The organism is Endozoicomonas sp. OPT23 (genome assembly GCF_009653635.1).
GTDB lineage: Bacteria > Pseudomonadota > Gammaproteobacteria > Pseudomonadales > Endozoicomonadaceae > Endozoicomonas_A.
In genome coordinates this window covers 22489-44887 of sequence record NZ_PPFD01000010.1, presented here as the reverse complement: position 1 = coordinate 44887, position 22399 = coordinate 22489, and the positions used below count along the sequence as shown (strand labels likewise).

Annotated in this window: 20 protein-coding genes and 2 tRNA genes; 7 read left to right on the top strand and 15 right to left on the bottom strand. The window is 46.2% G+C overall.

Annotation, left to right across the window (positions count from 1 at the left end; genetic code table 11):
* The first annotated feature begins 287 nt into the window (after window positions 1-287).
* Window positions 288-1022, top strand: coding sequence for a response regulator (locus EOPP23_RS21065; protein ID WP_153767967.1), 735 nt, complete (start codon window positions 288-290; stop codon window positions 1020-1022).
* A complete protein-coding gene (locus tag EOPP23_RS21060; protein ID WP_153767966.1) occupies window positions 1012-2490 on the top strand; it encodes an ATP-binding protein in 1479 nt (492 codons plus the stop codon). Before EOPP23_RS21065 ends, EOPP23_RS21060 begins: the two co-directional genes overlap by 11 nt.
* 83 nt (window positions 2491-2573) lie before the next feature.
* Here the strand turns inward: EOPP23_RS21060 and EOPP23_RS21055 are convergent, their stop codons facing one another.
* Window positions 2574-3713, bottom strand: coding sequence for an alkene reductase (locus tag EOPP23_RS21055; RefSeq protein WP_153767965.1), 1140 nt, complete (start codon window positions 3711-3713; stop codon window positions 2574-2576).
* 229 nt (window positions 3714-3942) lie between these two features.
* On the opposite strand from EOPP23_RS21055, the gene EOPP23_RS21050 reads away from it, so the two are divergent.
* Entirely contained in the window at window positions 3943-4872 is a 930-nt protein-coding gene (locus EOPP23_RS21050) for a LysR family transcriptional regulator (RefSeq protein WP_370514849.1), read from the top strand.
* Between the two features lie 33 nt (window positions 4873-4905).
* Here the strand turns inward: EOPP23_RS21050 and EOPP23_RS21045 are convergent, their stop codons facing one another.
* The 10 genes from EOPP23_RS21045 to mutY form a co-directional block, all read right to left on the bottom strand.
* Complete coding sequence (locus tag EOPP23_RS21045) at window positions 4906-5067, bottom strand: DUF2986 domain-containing protein (RefSeq protein ID WP_153767964.1); 162 nt, start codon at window positions 5065-5067, stop codon at window positions 4906-4908.
* A gap of 69 nt (window positions 5068-5136) precedes the next feature.
* On the bottom strand, window positions 5137-6690 hold the full coding sequence (locus tag EOPP23_RS21040; protein ID WP_194842705.1) for a protein kinase: 1554 nt from the start codon (window positions 6688-6690) through the stop codon (window positions 5137-5139).
* Between the two features lie 138 nt (window positions 6691-6828).
* Window positions 6829-6904 (bottom strand) — tRNA-Phe (locus EOPP23_RS21035).
* A 33-nt stretch (window positions 6905-6937) separates the two neighbouring features.
* A tRNA-Phe gene (locus EOPP23_RS21030) sits at window positions 6938-7013 on the bottom strand.
* 174 nt (window positions 7014-7187) lie between these two features.
* Window positions 7188-7406, bottom strand: a complete 219-nt coding sequence (locus EOPP23_RS21025; RefSeq protein ID WP_153767962.1) for a hypothetical protein — start codon at window positions 7404-7406, stop codon at window positions 7188-7190.
* A gap of 89 nt (window positions 7407-7495) precedes the next feature.
* Window positions 7496-7759, bottom strand: a complete 264-nt coding sequence (locus tag EOPP23_RS21020) for an oxidative damage protection protein (protein ID WP_153767961.1) — start codon at window positions 7757-7759, stop codon at window positions 7496-7498.
* A gap of 107 nt (window positions 7760-7866) precedes the next feature.
* On the bottom strand, window positions 7867-9348 hold the full coding sequence (locus tag EOPP23_RS21015) for a YdiU family protein (protein ID WP_370514850.1): 1482 nt from the start codon (window positions 9346-9348) through the stop codon (window positions 7867-7869).
* Between the two features lie 110 nt (window positions 9349-9458).
* Window positions 9459-10379 (bottom strand): protein kinase, encoded by a 921-nt coding sequence (locus EOPP23_RS21010; RefSeq protein ID WP_153767960.1) that lies wholly within the window; start codon window positions 10377-10379, stop codon window positions 9459-9461.
* Between the two features lie 206 nt (window positions 10380-10585).
* Window positions 10586-11479 (bottom strand): acyltransferase, encoded by an 894-nt coding sequence (locus tag EOPP23_RS21005; RefSeq protein WP_153767959.1) that lies wholly within the window; start codon window positions 11477-11479, stop codon window positions 10586-10588.
* Window positions 11480-11650: 171 nt separating this feature from the next.
* Window positions 11651-12751: an A/G-specific adenine glycosylase gene (mutY, locus tag EOPP23_RS21000; protein ID WP_228550830.1), complete on the bottom strand. Its 1101-nt coding sequence runs from the start codon at window positions 12749-12751 to the stop codon at window positions 11651-11653.
* A 151-nt stretch (window positions 12752-12902) separates the two neighbouring features.
* Here mutY and EOPP23_RS20995 point away from each other — a divergent pair, with 151 nt between their 5' ends.
* From EOPP23_RS20995 to EOPP23_RS20985, 3 genes are all read left to right on the top strand, one after another.
* A complete protein-coding gene (locus EOPP23_RS20995) occupies window positions 12903-13823 on the top strand; it encodes a TDT family transporter (protein WP_228550829.1) in 921 nt (306 codons plus the stop codon).
* A gap of 13 nt (window positions 13824-13836) precedes the next feature.
* Window positions 13837-14439 carry a class I SAM-dependent methyltransferase gene (locus EOPP23_RS20990; protein ID WP_153767958.1) on the top strand — a complete coding sequence of 201 codons (603 nt, stop codon included), beginning with the start codon at window positions 13837-13839 and terminating at the stop codon, window positions 14437-14439.
* A 96-nt stretch (window positions 14440-14535) separates the two neighbouring features.
* Window positions 14536-15924, top strand: coding sequence for a YdgA family protein (locus EOPP23_RS20985; RefSeq protein WP_153767957.1), 1389 nt, complete (start codon window positions 14536-14538; stop codon window positions 15922-15924).
* Window positions 15925-15969: 45 nt separating this feature from the next.
* Here EOPP23_RS20985 and EOPP23_RS20980 read toward each other — a convergent pair whose 3' ends face one another.
* Window positions 15970-16374 (bottom strand): hypothetical protein, encoded by a 405-nt coding sequence (locus tag EOPP23_RS20980; protein WP_153767956.1) that lies wholly within the window; start codon window positions 16372-16374, stop codon window positions 15970-15972.
* Between the two features lie 605 nt (window positions 16375-16979).
* Here EOPP23_RS20980 and EOPP23_RS20975 point away from each other — a divergent pair.
* Window positions 16980-17840, top strand: coding sequence for a magnesium transporter (locus EOPP23_RS20975; RefSeq protein WP_228550828.1), 861 nt, complete (start codon window positions 16980-16982; stop codon window positions 17838-17840).
* A 54-nt stretch (window positions 17841-17894) separates the two neighbouring features.
* Here the strand turns inward: EOPP23_RS20975 and EOPP23_RS20970 are convergent, their stop codons facing one another.
* From EOPP23_RS20970 to EOPP23_RS20960, 3 genes are all read right to left on the bottom strand, one after another.
* The gene (locus EOPP23_RS20970) at window positions 17895-19136 is read right to left on the bottom strand and encodes a radical SAM protein (RefSeq protein WP_153767955.1); all 1242 of its coding nucleotides are present in this window, start codon (window positions 19134-19136) and stop codon (window positions 17895-17897) included.
* Between the two features lie 124 nt (window positions 19137-19260).
* A complete protein-coding gene (locus tag EOPP23_RS20965; protein WP_153767954.1) occupies window positions 19261-20178 on the bottom strand; it encodes a nucleoside hydrolase in 918 nt (305 codons plus the stop codon).
* Window positions 20179-20308: 130 nt separating this feature from the next.
* Window positions 20309-22375, bottom strand: a complete 2067-nt coding sequence (locus EOPP23_RS20960; protein ID WP_153767953.1) for an AsmA family protein — start codon at window positions 22373-22375, stop codon at window positions 20309-20311.
* Between the last annotated feature and the right edge of the window lie 24 nt (window positions 22376-22399).

Below are 22399 nucleotides of genomic sequence, written 5' to 3'. Positions count from 1 at the left end.
GTGTTTTTGAAGCTAATTTTATGCAGTTTAAATACCTCTTTCTCCTGAATAGACGTCCAGGGCAATGGATTGAGGACATAAGAGTTGAAGTAGCTGAAAGTCAGTTGTCTGACACCTGCTCTGTGCGAGACTTTGTTACATTACCTCTGATTGATTCTGTGATTAATTCTGAGACTGAGTGCATTGGGTGAATAATTGATCTATATCGAAATAACACCAGATGAGCATAGTTTAACGTTTAAAATATTGTATATTCCGCCCGAACAACCAATGACTGGAAGTACTTGATGTCTGAAAAGGGCAAGATCTTTGTAGTGGACGATGACGACTCTATTCGTGATCTGTTGTCCGGCTACCTGCGAAAAAACGGCTTTGAAGTTATCGGCTTTGCTGATGGTGAGAGTTTTCTGGAGGCGTTCCCCAAACAGCAAGGTTATCAGCTGGTGGTTCTGGATATCATGATGCCTGGCATCGATGGTTATGAAGTGGTGCGCAAGCTCAGGGAAGTATCAAAGATTCCGGTCATTATGCTGACAGCCGTTTCCGATGAGATAGATCGAATCATCGGTCTGGAAATGGGGGCGGATGACTACCTTGCCAAGCCGTTTAACCCCAGAGAACTGCTGGCTCGAATCAAGGCCATTATGCGACGGGTTGAAACTCAGGAAGCGCCCGCCAGCGAAAGCCAGAGTCAGCGTTATTGCCATTTCAATGGTTATTGTCTGGACACGCTTACGAGAAACCTTCACCGACCTGAAGAACAGGTAGAGAATCTGTCAGGTGCTGACTTCAACCTGCTGATGTTGCTGGTAGGGCGTGCTGGTCAGGTGGTCAGCAGGGAAGATATTGCTCGATTGACCCGCAGCCGTGAAGTGCAGCCAATGGATCGTTTTATTGATGTGCAGATCAGTCGTCTGCGTCATCAGTTAGGCGATGATGCACGACATCCGGTGGTTATCAAAACAGTTCGGGGCAAGGGTTATGTGATGGCGACAGAAGTAGATTTCAGTAATGCTGTCTGACTTCTACCGTCGTGTAGCTACAAAATACGCTCAATCTTTTATGACCCGAACTCTCGGGCTGGTGGCCGGCAGTGTACTGCTGGCACAGCTGATTGTCTGGGGAATCTGGCAGGCGGAGTGGCGAGCAGAATCTTCCATGGCGCTGAGAGAAGTAGCGACCAATATGGCGCTTCGAGTCTCGGCAACAGTGGATTATTTCAACTCCCTGCCAGCGAAATACCGCCATATCGTGCTCGACCAGCTGAGGGAAATGAGAGGAGGCAGTTATTTTGTTACTTTGAACAGAGAGTACATTGAAATAAATCCTCTGCCGGAGAATGATGCCAGAAAACTGGTCATTGAAAGCTTCTCCAACGTCCTGCAAAAAGATTCCACGGTTGCCAGAGAGCTGAATATCCAGTTTGCTGACCCTGAAACACTCCATGTCTTTAATAACAAAACCCTGCTGAGAGATTTGCCTAATTACTGGGACACTCATACTCAGCTGATACAGCCTTACAACCTGCCAATACTGGTACTGCAGATTCCTATCAGTGAAAAAGAGTGGCTGTATATAGCAACAACGGTTCCCAGCTCACTTCTGTTGGGGGAAGTTGCTAGAGAAAGCCAGAGATTAAGGGTTTTTGGTGCTATTTTGTTGATTCTTTTGCTGTATTTGACGGTTCATAGAGTCAGGGAAATCATCAAGCCATTCTCAAATCTGGCAAAAGCGGCTGCAGCTTTTGGGCGAGACCTGAAACCAGTACCTCTGCCGGAAAAGGGCAGTATGGAAGTGATAGAAGCAATCCATGCCTTTAACCAGATGCAGGACAATGTTCGTCAATACATGAACGACAGAAAGGCACTGTTCAGCGGTATTTCTCATGATCTGAAAACACCTTTAACCCGGCTTCGGCTCAGGGTTGCCATGATGGACGACGATGATGAACGGGAAGCCATGGAGCAGGATCTCGATTACCTCGACCTTATGGTGAAAAGCGCTCTGCAGACAGTGCGGGATACTGAAGTGCATGAAAACTCCACCCGTATTCGTCTGGATACAGTTCTGAAAGATATTGTAGGAAGCTATCCGGAAGGTAATGAGCTGGTTTCATTGAATGCAGCATATAGTTCTAATTCTCAGCCAGAAATAGTCGCCAAGCCATTAGCTACCAGAAGGTGCCTTGAGAATGTGATTGATAACGCAATTCGTTATGGGAACAAGGCAAGCATTAAGCTACGGCAAGAAGGTGATTTCTGGGTTATCTCCATTCTTGATGAAGGACCAGGTCTGCCTGCAGGTATGGAGAAGGAAGTGTTCAAGCCTTACGTTCGCTTAGGGCATGGTAAGAAGAGCAACCCTGATGGGAGTGGATTAGGGTTAATGACTGCACGGCACCTTGCCAGAACCCATGGGGGGGATCTGGTGCTGGTGAATCATACAGAAGGTGGTTTGGAGGCTAGGCTATTGTTTCCGGTCTTGATGTGAACCTTATCGAGAGTCTGGCTTTCTGATTCCAGGCAGTTGATGGATACAGGCCCTGACCAATATTTGGTAAGGGCCTGAAGCTGTTACTGGTAGGTTGGGTAATCGGTGTAACCCTTGTCAGTGCCACCGTACATAGTTGCAGGATCCACATCATTCAGTGGGTGGTTGTGCTTGATACGCTCAGGCAAATCCGGGTTAGCAATAAACGGACGACCGAATCCAAACATGTCGCCATGACCTGCTTTCAGAACTTTTTCGGCTTTTTCCGGGGTGTATCTTCCAGCATAGAGAATACGACCGCTAAAGTGTTCACGAGCACCCTGATAAAAATCCTGTGGTAAATCCGGAGCATTATCCCAGTCGGCTTCGGCCAGAGAGAGGTAAGCAATACCGGCATTGTTCAGCAACTTGATAGCTTCGATGTAGGTTTCGTAAGGGTTGCTTTCAACCAGTCCCAAATAAACACGCAGTTCGTCTGTGCTCTCGAATAAAGGCGCAAAACGTACGCCAACCTTATCTTCTCCAACGACTCCGGATACAGCTGCAACAATTTCTTTCAGGAAGCGAAGACGGTTTTCCAGACTGCCGCCGTATTCGTCAGTACGCTGGTTGGTGTGTTCGGAGATAAACTGATTTACCAGGTAGCCATTGGCACAGTGGAGTTCGACTCCGTCGAAACCTGCTTCCATGGCATTTCTGGCAGCCTGAGCATAAAAGCCAACGAGTTCTTTTACTTCTTCTGTCGAGAGAGCTCTTGGCTCAGTTGGATCAGCCAGATCACCCTGTCCCGGAGCAATTTCAATAAATGATTTCACTGATGCGGGCGCTCTAATGGCTGATGGTGCAACCGGTGCACCACCATCTGGCTGTAGAGACGAGTGAGAAATACGGCCAACATGCCAGAGCTGAGCAAAAATAATATTGCCTTTGTCGTGCACAGCCTGAGTGACTTGTTTCCAGCCTTCGATCTGTTCCTGAGAGTGAATGCCAGGTGTCCAGGCATAGCCTTGTCCGCGAGGTTCAATCTGAGTGCCTTCGGTTACCATAAAGCCGGCACCAGTCCTCTGACGGTAATAATCAGCCATCAGATCATTGGCAATATTCCCTGGCTGAGTACTTCTGGAGCGAGTCAGTGGCGGCAGGAATATTCTGTTTTTCAGGGAATACTGGCCAAGTTGTACAGCATCGAAAAGAGAGGTTTCTGTTGAAAATACTTCGGACATATTAATGGCTAAATTCTGTATTAAAAAATTCTGTGTACTTTTATATTGCTTCTTGGTCGTACACTGTGTGGTAAGCGGTTCACCGAGCATTAATAGTTGCTGGTAGGGATGTTTAGCAAAGCTGTTTTTCCTACAGTCAAAAGCTCAGTGGTACTGAAAAGTTTATATGGCGATGATAAGAACTGCGCCATAAAATCAGAAACAACTATTCCTTGTAAGTGATATCAGTGTGAGCAGTCTTGACCGGCTTGATCTCAAGCAGTTGCGTGTTTTTCGTGCATTGCTGCAGGAGCGAAACCTCTCTCGGGTAGCTAGCCAGATGGGGCTGACGCAACAAGCGGTAAGTGGTCATTTGCGGAAATTGAGAGATGTTTTTGCAGATCGGCTTTTTATCAGAAGTGGCCATGGAATGGTGCCCACAGCAAAAGCGGAACAACTGGCAAGTAAACTGGAACAGGTTTTTACAGGTCTTGAATCCTTACTGGAGCAACCAGAATTTCACCCTGCCACTTTCAATGGTGTCTATACCGTATGTGCAACGGATTACGCCCAGAGCGTGGTATTACCAGAATTACTGAGTCGGATAAGAGAAAAAGCACCTGATCTGAAAATCATTGTGCGAAATTTTGAAAGGGATGACCTTGATCAGTTCATGTCTTCAGGGGAAATAGATTTAGCGCTTACTTTTCCGACGTTTATTCCTTCTCATTACCCGTATCAGGTTTTGTTTCAGGAACACCATGTCTGTGTCACAGGAAAAAGATCACAGTTGTCTGAACAAATATTTTCAGTGACGCAGGTTGCTGCTTTGCCTCAGTTGGTAGTATCTCCTTCCAGAGCTAACCTGAGAGGCTCCCATGACAACTGGTTTGAAGAGCGAGGTGTGAAGCGCAATGTTGTTATGTCCGTACCTTTCTTCTCTGCTGCCGCAGACTGTGTGAAAGCGACGGATATGATCGCTTTTCTGCCATCCCGGCTGTTACCTGATGAACGTCTGACACCACTGAAACTGAGTGAGATGCCACCGGGATTTGAGGTGATTGCTGCCTGGCATTCACGCTCAAGCCATGACCCTCTTCACTGCTGGATTCTTGATTTACTATTGGAACTTTTTCCTCAGCCAGTAAGCCAGAAGAAAAATAATTCTGAGAAATCATAGATGAGCTTGTATATGAATCTCTGAAATCGAGTTTTATTCCTCAGGAGTTTCAGAGGTTTGGCTGTCATCTGCTTCCAGCTTGGCACGGTCAGCTTTACTGATGTATCTGGGCTTGTCTTTGTTTGGGGCAAGTTTCGCTTTAGCTCTTTTAGCCTTGGACTTCAGAATCTGATTGCCTTTCTTACGACGGTTCATAGATAACTACTCAGTGAATAAACGGCGGGATGATATCAGCTTGGAAATAAGAACCAAATTGGTATCAATTCAGGTCATGGGAAAGTTGGGGTAATCACGCTTAAAAGTCGCTTTTATTTTTTTCAGGGAATGCTGCTTTCGCTCCGGTATGTCGGCAATAATCTTATTGAAATCTTCCTGATTGATCAGAACCGTCTGGAAAAAAGGGTGTTTAAGAGCTTCGGAAGCAGTCAGACGTTGCTCTCTATGACTGGTTGTAAGTTCATTAACCAACTGACCAAAATAGTTTATTGCCTGTCTGGCTTCTGCATCTGGTTCCATCTCATGGTGGGATAAGTCCAGTCGGTTCTGTGTAATCAGGGGTGGTGCATTTTTGGGAGTTCTTGGTAGAGGCTGGCCTTTGAAATGCCCTCCTGCATCGGTGAAAGACTTGATGTACTTATCAAACCTGGCTCCTTTTCTCTTTCTCATGACACTTGGATGGTAGGTGTGAAATGCATCACTGAGTATTACTCCCAGAGCATAACTATCAATAACGGGAGAGATCTCCGTATCCAGGCCTTGCATTTTTTTCAGTACTGCTACCGGGTCGGCATAAAGTTCATGACCAACAGCTGCATGCTCACCTGTTGTAGATGCAAGCCCAAAGTCGATCAGCTTTAAGCTGTAATCGGGTTCGACATCAGTACTGTCTGGTAGCTGTCGTTGAGAAATGAGGAGGTTGTCTGGCTTCAGGTCACAATGCACCAAATTCTGTTGGTGAATATGGCTTAAAACACTGCAGGTCTGGTGAGCAAGCTTTTGAATACAGCCCCAGTACTCTTTTATAGAGGTTAACTTCCTTTTTTCTTCTGCGTCACCGGCATCCAGAGGTTGGTTATTAAAGGTAAGAGCTAATGCGTTTATCAGTTCATCTAACGAGGGGCCACTTACCTGTTCGAACACCAGACCAATAGAATCATCCAGAATCAACTCGCCATAACACTGAACAATGTTCGGATGATTTCCTGCTTGTTGTAAAGCAGCAAACTCTTTTGAATGAAGGGGGCTACAAGAGGGAGCCTGCTGGAAATCACTTGTTCCACTATTAGCAGAGCCTGTTGAAGAAGGAGACAGTGACTCAGGCAGCCAGTCATCAGCCTGTTCGTCATCACTGGGTATATGTTGTTCTGTGGAGACTCCTATCGACTGATGATTTTGAACTTCCCCGCCATCGGGGACTTCCCAGTATTTCGGTAAGTGATCCATACTTTCTTCCGGCTCCAGTAATGTTTTGAAGACCAGATTCGTTGCTTTACCGTCAGACGTTAACTTATACACAGATGAGTAACTGCCCGAGCCAACCATCTTGCCTGTTGCCAGTGAATCAATATCAAAAGGGAGAGGAGGGAAAGCTGTGGATAGTTTGAAAGCAGTGCGGGAGCCGATTGAACTACCAACACCAGAGTCGCTACTGCTACTACTGTCAGTCAGGCTACTGTTCAGAAAAGAGTCGAGCTCTGTGATGTAGATTTTGCTGTTACTGCCTGCTTCAGCATCAGGCACTGACTCCAATGAGGCGTCTGAATTATTGCCTGTGTTGTTTCCTGTATTAGCAGGAGGAATCCGAGAGCCACTGTCCATGTGCAAACTCATCTAACGGTTTGAACTTATTATAGATAAAGGATGAATAGCGCAGGGGAACTGTTCAAAAAGCTGCTTAGGAATAATGCAGATACAAAAAAAGCCCCGGAGCATTTCTGCTTCGAGGCTTTCTATATATGGTGCCTAGAGACGGAATCGAACCATCGACACGCGGATTTTCAATCCGCTGCTCTACCAACTGAGCTATCCAGGCAATGCACTTGTGTGAAGTTCTTTAGAGAAAGAATGGTGCCTAGAGACGGAATCGAACCATCGACACGCGGATTTTCAATCCGCTGCTCTACCAACTGAGCTATCCAGGCACTTCACATGTTCTTGCACAAGAACGTGGTGCGAGGCGTATTAAACGTATTTCGACAGTAGGAGTCAAGTCAGGTTAACCCCTTTTATGCTTAAAATTCAGTTCTATAGTACTGAACAGAAAGCGGATTAACCGGTCTTGACCGAAATTCAGTCTACCTTAACGAAAGATCGGCTTATTGGAAGACGACGTAGTCAGCCTGTTCTTCCAGACTATCGATTTCAAGGATCTCTTCGATCGGGGCCTTGCCCTTCTCTTCCTTGAAGGCCTGGTAGGCTTTGGTATCTACAACAATATCACCGTTTTCCTCTTGAAAAATTACAGAGTGATCGGTGATAGCAGAGAGAATCTGCTTCTTTTTGTTGTTGGAGATAGCGATATCTATGATGTTCATTCAATGTCAGTTGTCAGAGTGTGAGCACTGATTATATGCAGGATAGGGAGTTCATAGAAGAACTCCCTGAACTTTCGCAAAAGTACCCGTTACTCGACGTGGCCTTCAGCCTTGTCAAATTCTTCACCGGCAAAGTATTTATCCATCTGCCCGGTCAGGTATTTGCGGGTATCAGGGTCAAGCAGGTTCAGATGCTTTTCGTTGATCAGACGAGTCTGGTGAGCCTGCCATTCTGACCAGGCTTCCTGGGAAACATTGTCATAAACCCACTGACCTTTCGGGCCGGGAAGTGGTGGCACAGCCAGACCTTCGGCTTCTTTTTTCAGTTTCACGCATTGTACTGTACGGGCCATTGGTGTCCCCTTTATAGGCTGGGTTTAAAATTTCACGCTTGTTCGGTGAAAGTAAATGAGTACCTGCTGTTGAAGGGCATGGTACTACAAATAGAAAGTACGAATAATCAGCTGGAACAACTGACTTCCAGCTTCCTGCCCCATTCGGGAGGTTGCTGGGCAAATCGTTCCAGGTCTGGATGCTCATCAAACGGTGACTGAAGAACTACCATCAATTCTTCCAGCTCGCTGTAATCACCCTGTTCTGCTTTTTCGATGACTTGCTGAGCAAGATAGTTTCGCAGAATAAACTTCGGGTTAACCTGTTTCATGTTCTCTGATCTTTGTTTATCTGAAGTCAGGTTTCGTTTCAGTCGTTCAGCGTAGAGTTTCAGCCATGGCTGAATGGCTGATAAATCAGGGAATAGATTCAGCAGCTTGTCGTTTTGCTGATCTGGTTGGTAGTCAGAAAGTGCTCTGAAAAAGAGTGTGTAATCACAGTGAGTATCGTGAAGTAATTGCAGAAGCTTCTGTACCAGTTCGCCGTCTTCCTCCTCTTCACTGGTCAGCCCCAACTTTTCAAGCATCAACTGTTTATAAGTATCAGAGTAAAGTTGCGGATAAGCATCCAGAGAAGGCTGCATATCTTTCACATCCATCAGTGGCAACAGAGCCTGAGCGAGTCGGGCACAGTTCCAGTAGCCCATTTCAGCTTGTTTACTGAAGGCGTAGCGACCACTGTGGTCAGAATGGTTGCAGATAAAGTGCCAGTCAAAGTCATCCTGAAAGCCGTAAGGTCCGAAATCAAAGGTGTCGCCCAGAATACTCATATTGTCGGTGTTCATCACACCGTGAGCGAAGCCGGCGACCTGCCATTTGGCGATCAGCAAAGCAGTTTTCTCAATCACTTGTCGAAAGAATAGGCTGTACTTGTTTTCTTTGTCTGTCAGTTCAGGAAAGTGCTGCTCAATGGTGTGATCAGCCAGAATTTTGAGTTCATCGTGCTGCTTTGTGTAGTAAAAATACTCGAAGTGGCCAAAACGGATATGTGTTTTAGCCAGCCTTAGCAGGGTTGATCCTCTTTCTTCTGTTTCACGGTAAATCGGTGTATCGCTGGTGACTATGCAGAGCGCACGGGTCGTTGGAATACCCAAATGATAAAGCGCTTCAGAAGCCAGATATTCACGGATACAGGAGCGAAGGACTGCACGGCCGTCACCAAAACGAGAATAAGGCGTTTGGCCTGCGCCTTTCAGATGAAGGTCCCACTTTTCACCTTTGCTGTTTCTGACCTCCCCTAACAGCAAACCACGGCCATCGCCCAGCTGGGGGCTATAACCACCGAACTGGTGCCCTGAGTAAACCATGGCCAGTGGGTCGAAAGGCTCTAACGCTTCTTGCCCGGAACAGACTTGAGCCAGTTGCTCTTTAAGCTCATCGGACAGGTTTAAATCAAGTAGCTCTGCGGCTGATTTGCTGACCGTGACTAACCGCGAGTTTTGAAGGGGCGTAGCTTGAAGACGGGTATAAAACGCTTCAGGGAGCTGCCCAAAAGAGTTCTCGTACTGAAGATCAGCAAGGTCAGAGAATGTTTGATTATTGGTTTTGATAACGTCACCTGATCCAGCAATTCCATAGGAATAATACTTGAGTATTTTACTATGAAATTGCTGCCAAGTTCAGCCTGAGTAGATAGGGAAATTCTGATTCATACATTTCTTCATAGAGTATCCAGCTTATACAGCGTCCTTTGTATCAGACGATTGTATGTTTCTCTTGGAACTATCCCTTGTTTTCCAATAGATGAAAATTCGCTTGTAAGGTCTTCGTATAGCCGTCTTTCGTGACCTGACATGTAGGTGTACATCATGAGATGGGATATTACATGTTCAAAAACTTGATATAAGTCATAGCCAACATTTAGGGTTGCGCTGTTCTGATCCGGGTGGATTTCGGCGTTATCGAAATCAACCAGCTTAACATTTCCATGAGCGTCGAACATGAGATTTCCGGAGTGCAAATCAGTATGGGAAATATTTTTGGAATGCATGAGGGAAAGCCCTTCAAGGAACTGTTTTGTTATTCTTACCAGAGTTTTCTTCATTATAGGAACTCCCTTTTCCCGAGCCTTGTTCGTATATTTCCACACGTCAGACTCATGGCTTTCCTCCAATATCATAAAAGCCTGGTCGAAGGAGTGTGTGGTGGAGATAACATGATGTATCTTTGTCACGATAGGGTTCGTTTTCAGCTCGTTATACACATCGAGCTCTTTTTTCAACAAAGCATTATCTTCGGGTTTGAAAATTTTTAGCCCCATTGTTTTTGTCTTGCTGGCATCACCTCTATCTCTTACCAGCAGAAATCTTTCACCTACCTGTTTGATCAGACATAAATCATTTAAGTCAAAATGTTTCCAGTCTTCACTATCTATGGAGTAGCTGTTAATAGTTGAAGGGTTTGCTGGCAGGCTATCAAGCTGCTCACGGACATTGCTGTCAGTAAGAATAGAAATACACTGATCATCCGTGTTGATATTATCAGGATGAGTGTTACCGTCTGATTTAGCGTAAAAGCTCATCAGAAATAAACCGAGCCAGAGAGCTGAGAACTTAGGGGTTAGCTGTGTCATCGTAAACATATTGATACTTCCTTATATAAATATGTGTACTGATTGGACAAGGCGTAGTGACGATGATTCCCCTTATGTTGGTGCCACTAACCCTATTGTTATTATTGTGTGCGAGTACTGATAGAGTGAACTATACAAGTACGTGGCCCCGCTGTAGCAGAGCCCTGGTTTAGGAAAGGCGAGAGTAATCCTCTTGGTTGAGTCGAAGTCAGTGATTAATCAGCGGAAAATTTCTTAAGTCGCTCGTCTTTTTCCTCCCAGATATTGTTAACCCAAACCTGAAAGTCCTTTCTGAAGCGTTCGTCCTGCTGATAATCACGACCAGAAAAGTCCGCTGGAATCTCCGATTGCTCAATACGAACAGTGACTCTCCTGATACGTCCGCAGAGCAAGTCCCAGAAGCCAATCCGCTTATCGTGATAGTAGATGGTGATGTTCAACAGAGTTCTGATCTGCTCACCCAAAGCGTTCAGAACATAGCTGATACCGCCTGCTTTTGGTTTCAGCAGGTGCTGATAAGGAGATTCCTGCTTTTGGTGCTTGGATACTGTGAACCGCGTGCCTTCCAGATAGTTCACGATCGAAACCGGCATGGTTTTGAACTTTTCGCAGGCTTTCAGCGTACTTTCAAGGTCCTTTCCCTGCTTTTCGGGGTGTTTCTTAAGGTACTCCCTGGAGTAACGCTTCATAAACGGGAAGTCCAGCGCCCACCAACAGAGACCGATCACAGGCACATAAATCAGCTGCTGCTTCAGGAAGAATTTCATAAAAGGAATGCGACGGTTCAGCAGATGCTGCATCAGCAGGATATCGGTCCAGCTCTGGTGATTGGCAGTCACGAGGTAGTAACCATCTCGCTTGAGGTTATCGAGACCGCTTACATCCAGCTCGAGATTCAGCAACAGTTTCATCCACAAGGAGTTAATGCTGATCCAGAGTTCTGCTGACCGAACAGCCATCCTTCCCATTAAGCGACGGAATACAGGTATGGGTATAAGCAGTTTCAAAATGGCAAAAGAGAGCAATGGAATACTGATAACAACGGTATTCAGTGCCAGTATCAAAGCGGCCAGAACACCGCGCATTGATTCCAGAGTCGTTCGTAACATTGGTATGTCATTCTTTTTAGGAGCAGATAAGAGGATTTTAGCGACAGTTTATAAAAAATAAACGACTGTTTGAAAAAAACGTTATGGAAAACGTTGAGGTGTGGATCAGGAAACAGTTATTGATGAATCATTCGCCCGCCTCAGGCAGGCAAATGAACACTACACAATCATTTATAGGCTTTGTTTTATTTTCTTTAAAAGCTTACTGACGGGAGCAGCCAGACCAAGCTCAGAAGGTACATCCGGCTGGAACCAGTGCCAGCGATCTCCGTCGTTTACTGCTGAGGTGTTTTCTACAAAAGCTTTTACCGGAACAATATCCAGATGGTAATGGCTGAAGGTGTGTCGAAAAGAGTCCCACTCTTCATAGCCATTTAGCTCAAGCTTTGTGATTCTTCCTGCCTCTGTTTCCAGTTCGTCATCAACCTGAATTTCAGGAAAGCTCCATAAACCACCCCATATTCCGGTGGCAGGTCTTTTTTCCAGCAGAACCTCACCGTGTTTGTTAACCACCATCAGCATTCGGACCGAACGTTCAGGTTTATCTTTCTTTGGTTTTGAGCCCGGATAGAGCGTTTCTTCACCACGTCGGTGAGCTTCGCAATCCTGTTCCAGAGGGCAGAGCATGCAGGAAGGTTTTGTGCGAGTGCAGATCATTGCACCAAGGTCCATCATGACCTGAGTGTAATCAGCTACTCTCTCTTTTGGCATCAATTCGTCAGCAATGGCCCAGAGTTCTTTTGCCACCGATGATTTACCGGGCCAGCCAGGCACTGCGTTATATCGAGCCAGTACCCGTTTAACATTTCCGTCCAGAATGGGAGCTTGAATCCCCATGCTGATGGAGGCAATAGCACCTGCTGTGGACTGACCTATGCCTGGAAGCTCCATTAACTGTTCAACGGAACGGGGAAACTCGCCATCAAATTGATTGATAACCATTTGAGCGGCTTTATGAAGGTTTCTGGCACGGCTGTAATAACCAAGCCCACTCCAGAGATGCAGAACATCATCCTGTTCAGCATTTGCCAGATCAGAAACTACAGGAAAGCGTTCCATAAATGTCTGAAAATAGGGAATGACAGTGGCAACCTGGGTTTGCTGGAGCATTATTTCACTGATCCAGACTCGATAAGGCGTGATGCCTTGTTGCCATGGCAGGTGCTTACGACCATGTTCATCAAACCAGGTCAGAACCTTGTCGCTGAAACTGCTGTCGAAAGAGGGGCTTATCAATGAAGGTGCTTTGGTCATTCGCTGCGCGTTGTTCATTATTGGATTGAGTCATTATCAGGCAACCGAATACTGAAAAATACTGGCTTGTTCATTCTTTTGAAAGTTTTACAGTGAGCGTTTGTTTTCCGCTTGGATTTGAAAGGAAGTGAATGTGAATAATGGCGGGTTGAAAGGAGTCAGAAACAGCTTGGCTCGAGTCCCGACTCCACTGGGAGGTTTAGCTCTGGGAATCAGTAGCCTGGGAGCAGTCTGGTCTTTAATCGTTCCTGACTATGCTGCAGTGCCTAAGCTGGCTGGTGGATTGATTGCAGCCATTCTGGTGTTGGTACTGATCATCAAGTTTTTGTTGAACCCGACCATGGTCAAACAGGATCTGTCTCACCCTGTCGTCAGTAGTGTTATGCCGACTTGTGCAATGGCGACCATGGTTATTGCCCAGGCGTTATTACCCTTATCTGAGCCTTTTGCCAGAAGCCTCTGGCTGATAGCTGTGGCTCTGCACCTTGGCCTTTTAGCAGGCTTTATCTGGCACAGAGTGAAGGATTTTCAACTGGAGTTAATGGTTCCAAGCTGGTTTGTGCCACCAGTAGGAATTATTGTTGCATCAGTCACCAGTGTCGGAATGGGGCATGATGAACTGGCCTACGGTTTGTTTTTATTTGGCCTGACCTGCTACGCAGTTAAACTGCCGGTAATGCTTTATCGCTTACTCTTCAGAGATCGCTTATCTAAAGATGTGCTGCCTACTTTTGCCATAATGGCAGCACCCGCAAGCTTGTCTCTGGCGGGATACCTGACGATTACCGGGCAACCCTCATTGATTCTGATAGCAGTGCTGGCACCTCTTGCTCTGATCATGACATTCTCTGTTTATATCGCTTTTGTCCGATTACTCAGGCTGCCATTTTCTCCCGGATACGCTGCTTTCACCTTCCCTATGGTCATTGGTGCGACAGCGTTATTAAAGCTTGAAGTAGTACTGGCCGGAAACTGGGCGCTGCTGGCCGGTTACCTTGGGCGACTTGAGTTGATGGTCGCTACGACTATGGTCTGCTATGTTGCTTACCGTTATATTCACTACTATTTTGTAGCGGAAACACAAAGCTAAGGAGAAGCTGACTATGGGTGCTGACCTGTTTGCTCATAAAGCTGCTGGCTATGAGCAGGAAAAACGTCGAACTGATGTTGTGACCAGTATTGCTGAAGCAATTCTTGAGTCAGTTCCCTTGAACCAGAATATGCACCTGATGGATTTCGGTTCAGGTACCGGGCTGCTTCTTGAAAGGGTTGCTACCAAGGTTGGCAAGATTACCGCTGTGGATATATCTCCAGCCATGAATGCTCGGCTTGAAGAAAAGAAGCCAGCGCTACCCTGCGAGCTGGAATTGATGCCAGTTGACCTGGCCGAAGTGATTCCTCAGGCCCGTTTTGATGGGGTTATATCTTCCATGACGTTGCATCATGTTGAAAACCTTCCGGTGGTTTTATCCCGTTTATATACAGTGATTGCTGACAAGGGCTTTTTGGCACTGGCTGATCTTGAGCTTGAAGATGGCAGCTTTCATGACGAAGCTGATGGTGTTTTCCATAAGGGATTTGATTGCCGTAAAATCATGAAACTGGTGAGCGTGGCAGGCTTTAAGGACGTGGAATTGAAAAGAATTCATTCCATTCCAAAAAATGGCAAGGACTATCCGGTTTTCCTGTTAACGGCTAGAAAATAATTATTAACATCTGTTTAATCTAAACGACATTGTACTGTTGTTTATTTATACTGCTCCGCTTCCATCACAATGTAGTTCTTCCAGGGAAGTGGAGTCATGAAAAAAACCATAAGTGTCCTGTCTCTTGCTGTGGCTACCGGTGTACTCATCGGTCCCAAGTTTGCCGGTGACTCTTTTCAAACTCTGCTTGAGCAGCAGGTTGAACAGATCAACCAGATACCAGGTTATAACGTTGAACTGACCCGGTATGAAAAGAACTGGTTCAGCTCTGCGGGTATTGCCAAAATAAGCATTGAACCTTCTGCCATCGCTCCTGAGGCTTCTGATCTGTCTGCTATTCAGTTTGAAACAGAGATCTCTGTTGATCACGGCCCAGTTACGCTGAATAACGGTTTTGGTCTCAATCGTATCAGCTGGCAGCAGGAAGTTATTAATTCTGCTGAACTGCAGGAAAAACTCGGAATTACTGAGTCTCTGTACTCTTCGAAAGGTCAGGTAAGTCTGTTCGGTAGCCTTTCATTTATGGAGGTGATTCCGGCTTTCGTTATCAAAGATGACGCTACAACCATCAATTTCAGTGGTTATCAGTCCAAAGCATGGACTGGAAATGATGGGCAGCTGGTGTATGAAGGCGTGACAGATGCTTTGGTGATCAAGGATGTTGAGCAGGACGTTTCGTTGTCGGATCTGACCATGAATATGACCGCAGATATCGATCTGGAGAAAATCAGGGAATACCTGCTGTACGATGGAGAAGTTGAGCTGAACATTGGTACGGTCCATGCTGCTCTCAATGATGAAAGCCTCTTCAGTGCCAGCAACCTTAATGTTTCCTACCTGTTTGAAACCAGTGATGATGACAGCAAAGGCGATATGACCATGCAGTATGGCGTTGATGCTGTTACTGCCAGCAACCTTGACCTGACTGACGTTAGCTTTGATCTGACCTTGCTGAATTACAGCACTGAGTTTAATAAAGTGTATAACCAGGAAATGATCAAGCTGATGAATCATGACAGCCGTTTTGATCCGGCGCAGATCAACCAGGTGATGACTGATTCTTTACCTTTGTTCCTGGCTGCCAAGCCTGAATTCAAGATCGATAAAATTCACTTCTCTCTGCCAGAAGGAAGCTTCGACTCAAATATGTCTTTGAAGCTGACAGACTACCAGCTGGAGCCTGCACAAATGCTATCTTCTGCATTCTGGATGAACAACATTCAGCTGGATGCAGCAGCCAGTGCTGACAAGAAGCTGGCAGAAAAACTGGTGGCTCTTGTTGCCGCTCAGAAAATGAAAGGAAAGCGTGGCATTACCAGTAGCAAAGTTAATGAAATGGCAGAGCAACAAGCTCAAATGATGCTGGGAATGTTCTCTGCTCAGGGCATGATCAAGCAGGAAGAAGACAAGTACACCCTGAACTTCTCCATGAACAATGGTGAAGCCAATCTCAATGGTAATCTGATTCCACTGCCAGCTATCTGATGTAAAATAGCTGCAGGTGATTTCACTTGCAGCTTTTTATCCATATCACTTATCAAACAGACGCCTGCACCTGTAGAGAAGAGCTAAAAAGCCAGTACCATATAGAGGGTCACTCCAAATATTATATATGATTGAAAAAGGTAGTTTGGCACCTTCCTCTAAATAATAGGCCAACTGCTCAATCTCGGATGTGCGCTGATAACCTCTCTCGTAGATAGAAAGATATTGACCATCACTATCGTATGCTTGTGGGTTGTTATATGCGCCTATCGCTTTGCAAATGTATGCAGCCGCATAGAAACTTAGAGTATAAGTTGCGACCACAGTGGCTACTGCAGCAACTCTTCTGCCATAAAAGCTAAATTTGGATTTTAGAGTAGATTCAGGATTGGGAGGAGTCTGAGGAGCAACCTCGTGACTAGCCATTCCCGCAGCTTCTATACCTGCCATAGTACACCTCGCTTAGTTCATATAAATTAAAAAGTATTGATATAAATATCGTTACATCATTAGTTTTTGAAAGCTCTGGAAAGTTCCTATAAAGCTCCTGACAAAGGTGTACAGAACAACTAACAATCTTGTGAGTCCTATTTAAGAGTTTAGGGCAGGTTGTAATATTTCTTACGATCATCGACGTATAGTAAGTTGTACTATCTTGTCAGCTATTGGCACCGACGTTATTCTTCCCGCCGTTATTTTTCTGCATATAAATTGATTGATTACAGGAATACCAATGGATACCGACCAACCTCCAAGTAGATGGGTAAGGAGTGGATAGCCAGTCTGACGGTATTTGTTGAGCATTCACCGAAACCGTTCGATGTTTCGGATTTATCTCCCTTCACTTCTTACACCCCAAAATCCAGAAAGAGTAAAACTCAAATATCTGAAAGCTTGCTGACCAGAAGTATCTGGGCATACGAATTTATGTGCTGTATCTCCGCCGATGGCGGAGATACAGCTCTTTAATATTCAATTACGTGTTCCCAAACACTCATGAGGCTGCAAGTAAACCTTGCTTATTAAGGGCCGTTTGCCCGACAGGGGGAATCGATATGACTGCATTCACTGCACCTTCAGCTTTGGCAGCATTCGAACAACCAGCATCTGTGGATTGCGACTTTGATGCCGTTCAGGCATCTGAATTTATGGCTAACCTGCCGATCGATGAAAAGGCTGAGTTTGTTGTAGGGCTGACGTTGAATCAGTCTGTAGACGTTTTATCAGAAGCACCGTTTCGAACCGTTAACGATATTCTGGAAGTGCTGGAAGAAAACGGTAATGAAGTTCGTGCCCGACAAATCAGTATGGCGCTTGGACTGATCAGCAGTGAAGCGGAACCTGCCGGTGATTATCTCGACAACAGTGTGCTGTCGCATGTTCGGGAAAGAGTTGGCTGGATTATTGGTTTGGCCTTTATGGGCATTGTTTCCGGTCTGATCATTTCTCATTTTGAAGATACTCTGCAGTCGCTGGTTCTGCTGGCTATTTATATGCCGGTTGTGGCTGCTGCTGGTGGTAATACGGGCTCACAGGCTGCAACACTGGTTATTCGGGCTCTGGCGACCGGTGATATTACTCTCAAGGACTGGACAAAGGTTCTCTGGAAAGAGTTCAGGGTCTCGCTGTTCATCTCCGCAGTTCTGGCAACGGTAGTGATGCTGCGAGTCGTGCTGTTTGGTGGCGATCAAATTTTACCGGAAGGTATAACCCTTGGTATGACGGGCTTTGCTATTGGCGCTGCCATTGCTCTTCAGGTGATTATCTCTACGACACTGGGTGGGTTATTACCTCTGATTGCCCGAGGTTTCCGCCTTGACCCAGCGGTTCTGGTCAGTCCGGTGCTGGCATCCATCGTCGATATCACCGGCATGCTGGTTTACTTTGGAACAGTGGCGAAGTTGCTGGGTATCTGAATTATTGGAGAATAGAAGTTGACCCTTCTATTCTCTTTATCAGGGTCAAAATACTCAGATATACATGGTCGAAAAAGCACCAAACTGTTTAATCTGTCTGAATTTTCTTTTGGTGTACTTGCCGGGCGAATTGAACCGGTAATAGAAGTCGTGAGAACCTTTTTCCAGCTCTTCACTACTCATAAGCTTTGGTTCAAAAACAGCATGAGTTCCATCGTATTTTGACCAGTCTCTGGTGAGAATTCGACCTTCCTTATCCATTTGCTGGAAGACCCTTGAGCCAGGGAATGGAATCATAATGGCAGGGACACAGACATCGATTCCTACATCGTTAAAGAAGTCGGCGCTTTCTTTGAAAATACGGGTGTCGTGTTCGTCAAAACCGAGAATGGCTGCTGAGTCGACAATGATTCCGTGCTGATGAAGCCTGTCAATTTGTGCTTTGACGTTATCCGCCTTAACAAACCCTTTGCCTGAATACTTCAAAGCCGATTTGGAGGGTGTTTCAATACCGACCAGCAGGTACCTGCAACCGGATTTTGCTGCTGCTTCAAGCAGTTCCGGGTCGTCAGCAATCCTGATGGTGGTTTCACCGACCCAGTTAATGTTTAACGGCTCGAGAGCCTTAAACAGTTCAAGGGCGTATTCTCTATTTTCCGTCAGGTGGTCTGCATGCAGTTCCATCCAGTCGGTTTCCAGTCGAGATATCTCAGCGACAATATTCTCGATTGGCCGGTAACGGGTTTTTCCCAGCATTTCAGGTACCAGACAGAAGCTGCACTTATGCTTGCAGCCACGGCTGACTAGCACAGACCAGAAACCGTCGTATTTTGCATGGGAGATGAGATGTGTCGGGTATGGCGCGACTTTATCAAGATCAGCCGATGTGCCCTGATACAAAGGCTTCAGTTGTCTTCTTTCTGCATCTGACAGCACTTCGTCCCAGACATTCTCACATTCACCGGTAATAACAGCGTCTGCATATTCAGCTGCTTCCTGAGTCATAAAGGTTACATGAAGTCCTGCCAGTACGACCTGTCTGCCTCTATTACGAAGCTGGGAGGCAAGTTCATAGCCTCTCATGGCATCAGGCGTAGAGAAGAACAGAACTATCAGGTCTGCCGTTGCCAGTTGATCAATATTGACCGCCTGAACGGTTTCATCAAACATTTCAACGGAATAGCGGGAAGGTGTCGCCGCTGCGGCAGAGAAAATAGATTGTGGAGGACCACCACGCTTTTTTTTGTAGTCCTTGAAGTCACTGGGAGCAGATACTTTAACCAGGGCGATTTTCATAAAACAGACTCCGGGAAAGTCAGGAAAATTGTCTGATTCATACGGTATCACCAACAATCTATACAAACGTCTCCGAGATTGCGGAATTAGTCAAAGCCTGAGAAGTGGATAGACTGGAAGTGAATTACCGGGGTGATTCATAGGCTTTAAACCGATCAGACAGCAGCTGAAAGAATGCATGTTGATCAATTTCCATAGCAGCAGTCAGATTAGGCGTTTCAGTCTTTGGATAGAGCAGAGTATTGCCAATGCTTGGACCTGAATTGTGATCAACCTTGACCAGATGAGGGCGAAGAGTGAACAGTTCCGGCTTCAGCAGGCAGGCAATCACGCAGGCGTCATGAATTTTGGGTTTCCAGCCCTTTCTGAGACCAAAAGCCAGCATCTGTTCCACTGCAGCGTACACTTTTCCTGTACCGGAGCTCAGAGTTTCGAGCCACATATAGGGGACATTGGTTTTGTTGGTCACGTCCAGCGGAATCATTGTGAGATCAAGCCCTGCGTTTATTACGACATAAGCGGCATGGGGATCGACATAGATATTGAATTCTGCTGCTGGAGAAAAGTTCCCGGCGATATTGAAGGCACCTGCCATGGTAATCACTTGTTTGATGCCAGCTCTGATTTCAGGACATTTAACCAACGCCATAGCCAGATTGGTTAAAGGCCCTAATGTGCAGATAGTAATCGGTGTTTCCAGGCTCTCCATACACTGCTGAATAATGAAATCCACAGCATGAAGACAGCTCTGAGGGGGCAGGTTTTCAGTTTGATAATTACCCAGGCCTCCAAGGCCGTGAATGTGTGCAGCAGTCTCCAATGGAATGACCATAGGAGTTTCGCACCCTTTGTACACTTCAATATTCTGGTCTGCCAACTGAACCAGTCTTCGAGCATTGTCGTAAGCCAGTTCCTGAGTGACATTTCCCGCTACTGTGGTGATTCCAAGTATTTCAAGTTCCGGGGAAACCATGGCCATTAACAGGGCGATAGCATCATCTACACCCGGGTCAGTATCTATGATGATGGACGTTCGGCTCATGACTGCTACTGCCTGAGAAGCTGAATGAAGTATCGAATATAGCAGGTGGTCAGTTGGAGAGATGAAGAACTAAAGAGTCGGGAAGGTAATCAGAAGACTACCTTCCCCTTATCAGAGGGGCAGAAGTGAATTACTTGAAAAGGCCTTTAAGAACATCTTTCAAAGGACCGGCTTTGTCTTCCAGTTCCTTTTCAATGCGTTTTTTGGCTTCCTGTTTCAGTAAGGCTGCAATGGTGTTGCCCAGCCTTTCAGTATCAATGCCGCATTGTTGCTGCCCGATCACACCGTGGCAACGAACAGGCCAGGTTACGTCCCGATAGTCTTCGTTCACCTGACATTCAGGGTCGCTGTTTTCTGAACTGCTGCCACTGATATTCAGGCCCAGATGGTAATCCAGTTTGCGGTTCACCAGGTCAACGTCACCATCACCTTTCAGGCTCAGGTTAGACAGAGCTGCTGCCAGGTCTTTGTTGCTTGCTACACCATTTCTAATGACAAAACTGCCACCCAGTCTGGTGAAGTGCGTCGCCTGGCCCCAATCGGTTTTGGTCAGTTTCTTATTACGTACTTTGGCGATACCTTCACAAACCATCTTGTCGAAGTTAGCTTCGGTGAAAGCGCCTTTTGCGATGCCGAAATCGACTTTACCGTTCAGGTTTCTGGTCAGAACACTGAGCAGTTGGCCTCTGGTAGCTACATTAAGGTCTGCGTTCACGTCACCTTCAACGGTTTTCAAAGCTGGAATTACCGTTGCCAGAGAGGGCAGATTAATACCTTTCAGGGCTGCATTGGTATCAATCTTTGGTGTTCCAACAGTACGAACATCCACAAGAGTGTTCAGGCTGATGGTGCCCTGATAGAAACCGGAAGTCAGCTTAACGCGATCACGCGCGTTGGCTGCATTGATCTCAACCGTTGGTTTGTCAAAAGTCAGCTTGGCAACGGTTAAAGCGGCCAGTTCCAGTGAGCCCTTTATGTTCAATGAGCGCAGCATGGCTTCAGGAATCAGAGGCTGTTCTTTTGCCGAAGCAGAGGCTTTTGCTGGTGTAGACGAACTGCCTGAAGCCTTTGCAGTTTCAGTTTTTTGCTCGCTGCTCTGCTCTGATGCGGCAACGGGTTGTGCTGCTGGTGGCAGGTAGTGATCCAGGTTCAGCTCATTACCTTTAAACTGAAAGACCATGTTCTGCTTTTCAAGATCAAGGACTTTGAAGTGACCGTTGATATTGAAAGCGTCGAGAGTCAGGTCCAGTTTGTCAGCATTGAAGCTTTTACCATCAGTGCTGAAATGACTGTTGAAAGAAAGGCTGCTCATGGCTTTTTCGTTCGCCATGGCCGGTAGTTCAACATTGAGTTGCTTTAACAGTTTGCCTGGGTTGAACTCGGTAACATTCAAACTACCGGACACTTTAAGAGGTGTCTGATTAACGTCGAACTGTCCTGTCAGTTGCAGGGTTTCAGAGTTCTTTCCAGCTGGTGTGGCCGATGCTTTCAGTTTATTCAGTGCAAACTTACCGTTATTCAAATCAACCGTCAGCATACCGCTGACTTGTGTCATCAGCGTCAGCTTATCTTGCTTGCTGTTAACACGTGCCTGAAGGTTGAAATCAAAAGGCTGGGCGCTGCGAATTGCGCCAGTTTCCAGACCGGCCTGGTCAATGGTGTAGCTCTGACCTGAAGTCAGGTCTTTATAACGAAGAACCAGACCTTCGACAGAAACACTGGAAATGTCGAGATTCAGAGCAGGAGCTGAGCCAGAGGCTGGCTCGGATTTCTCAGCAGGTTTGGGTGCTGAAGCAGTTGTAACGGCTGCAGGAGCTTCCCAGTTGCCACGGCCATCTTTATTTTTGACCAGATCAAGTTCCAGTCCTTTCAGGTGTGCTGTTTTAACTTCTACCTTCATACCCAGCAGAGGTAATAGCTTAACGTTGACTTCTGCTGCGCCCAGTTTTGCCAGCTGACTGTTGTCTGAACCTTTTACATTGACGTCTTCCAGAGACAGTCCCAACCATGGAAATACCGACCAGCTTATAGGCCCGTCAATCGCCAGTTGCAGTCCGGTACTATCATGTACGGCTTTGCTTATGTCACTTCGGTAGTCATTCGGATCTATTACTTTGGGCAGAATAAGGGCTGCGGCAACGGTAATTACAACCAGTCCTGCCAGAATAGAGGCGAACAGTTTGAGTATGCGGTTCATGGGAGTAGGCCTGCGGGCTTAACG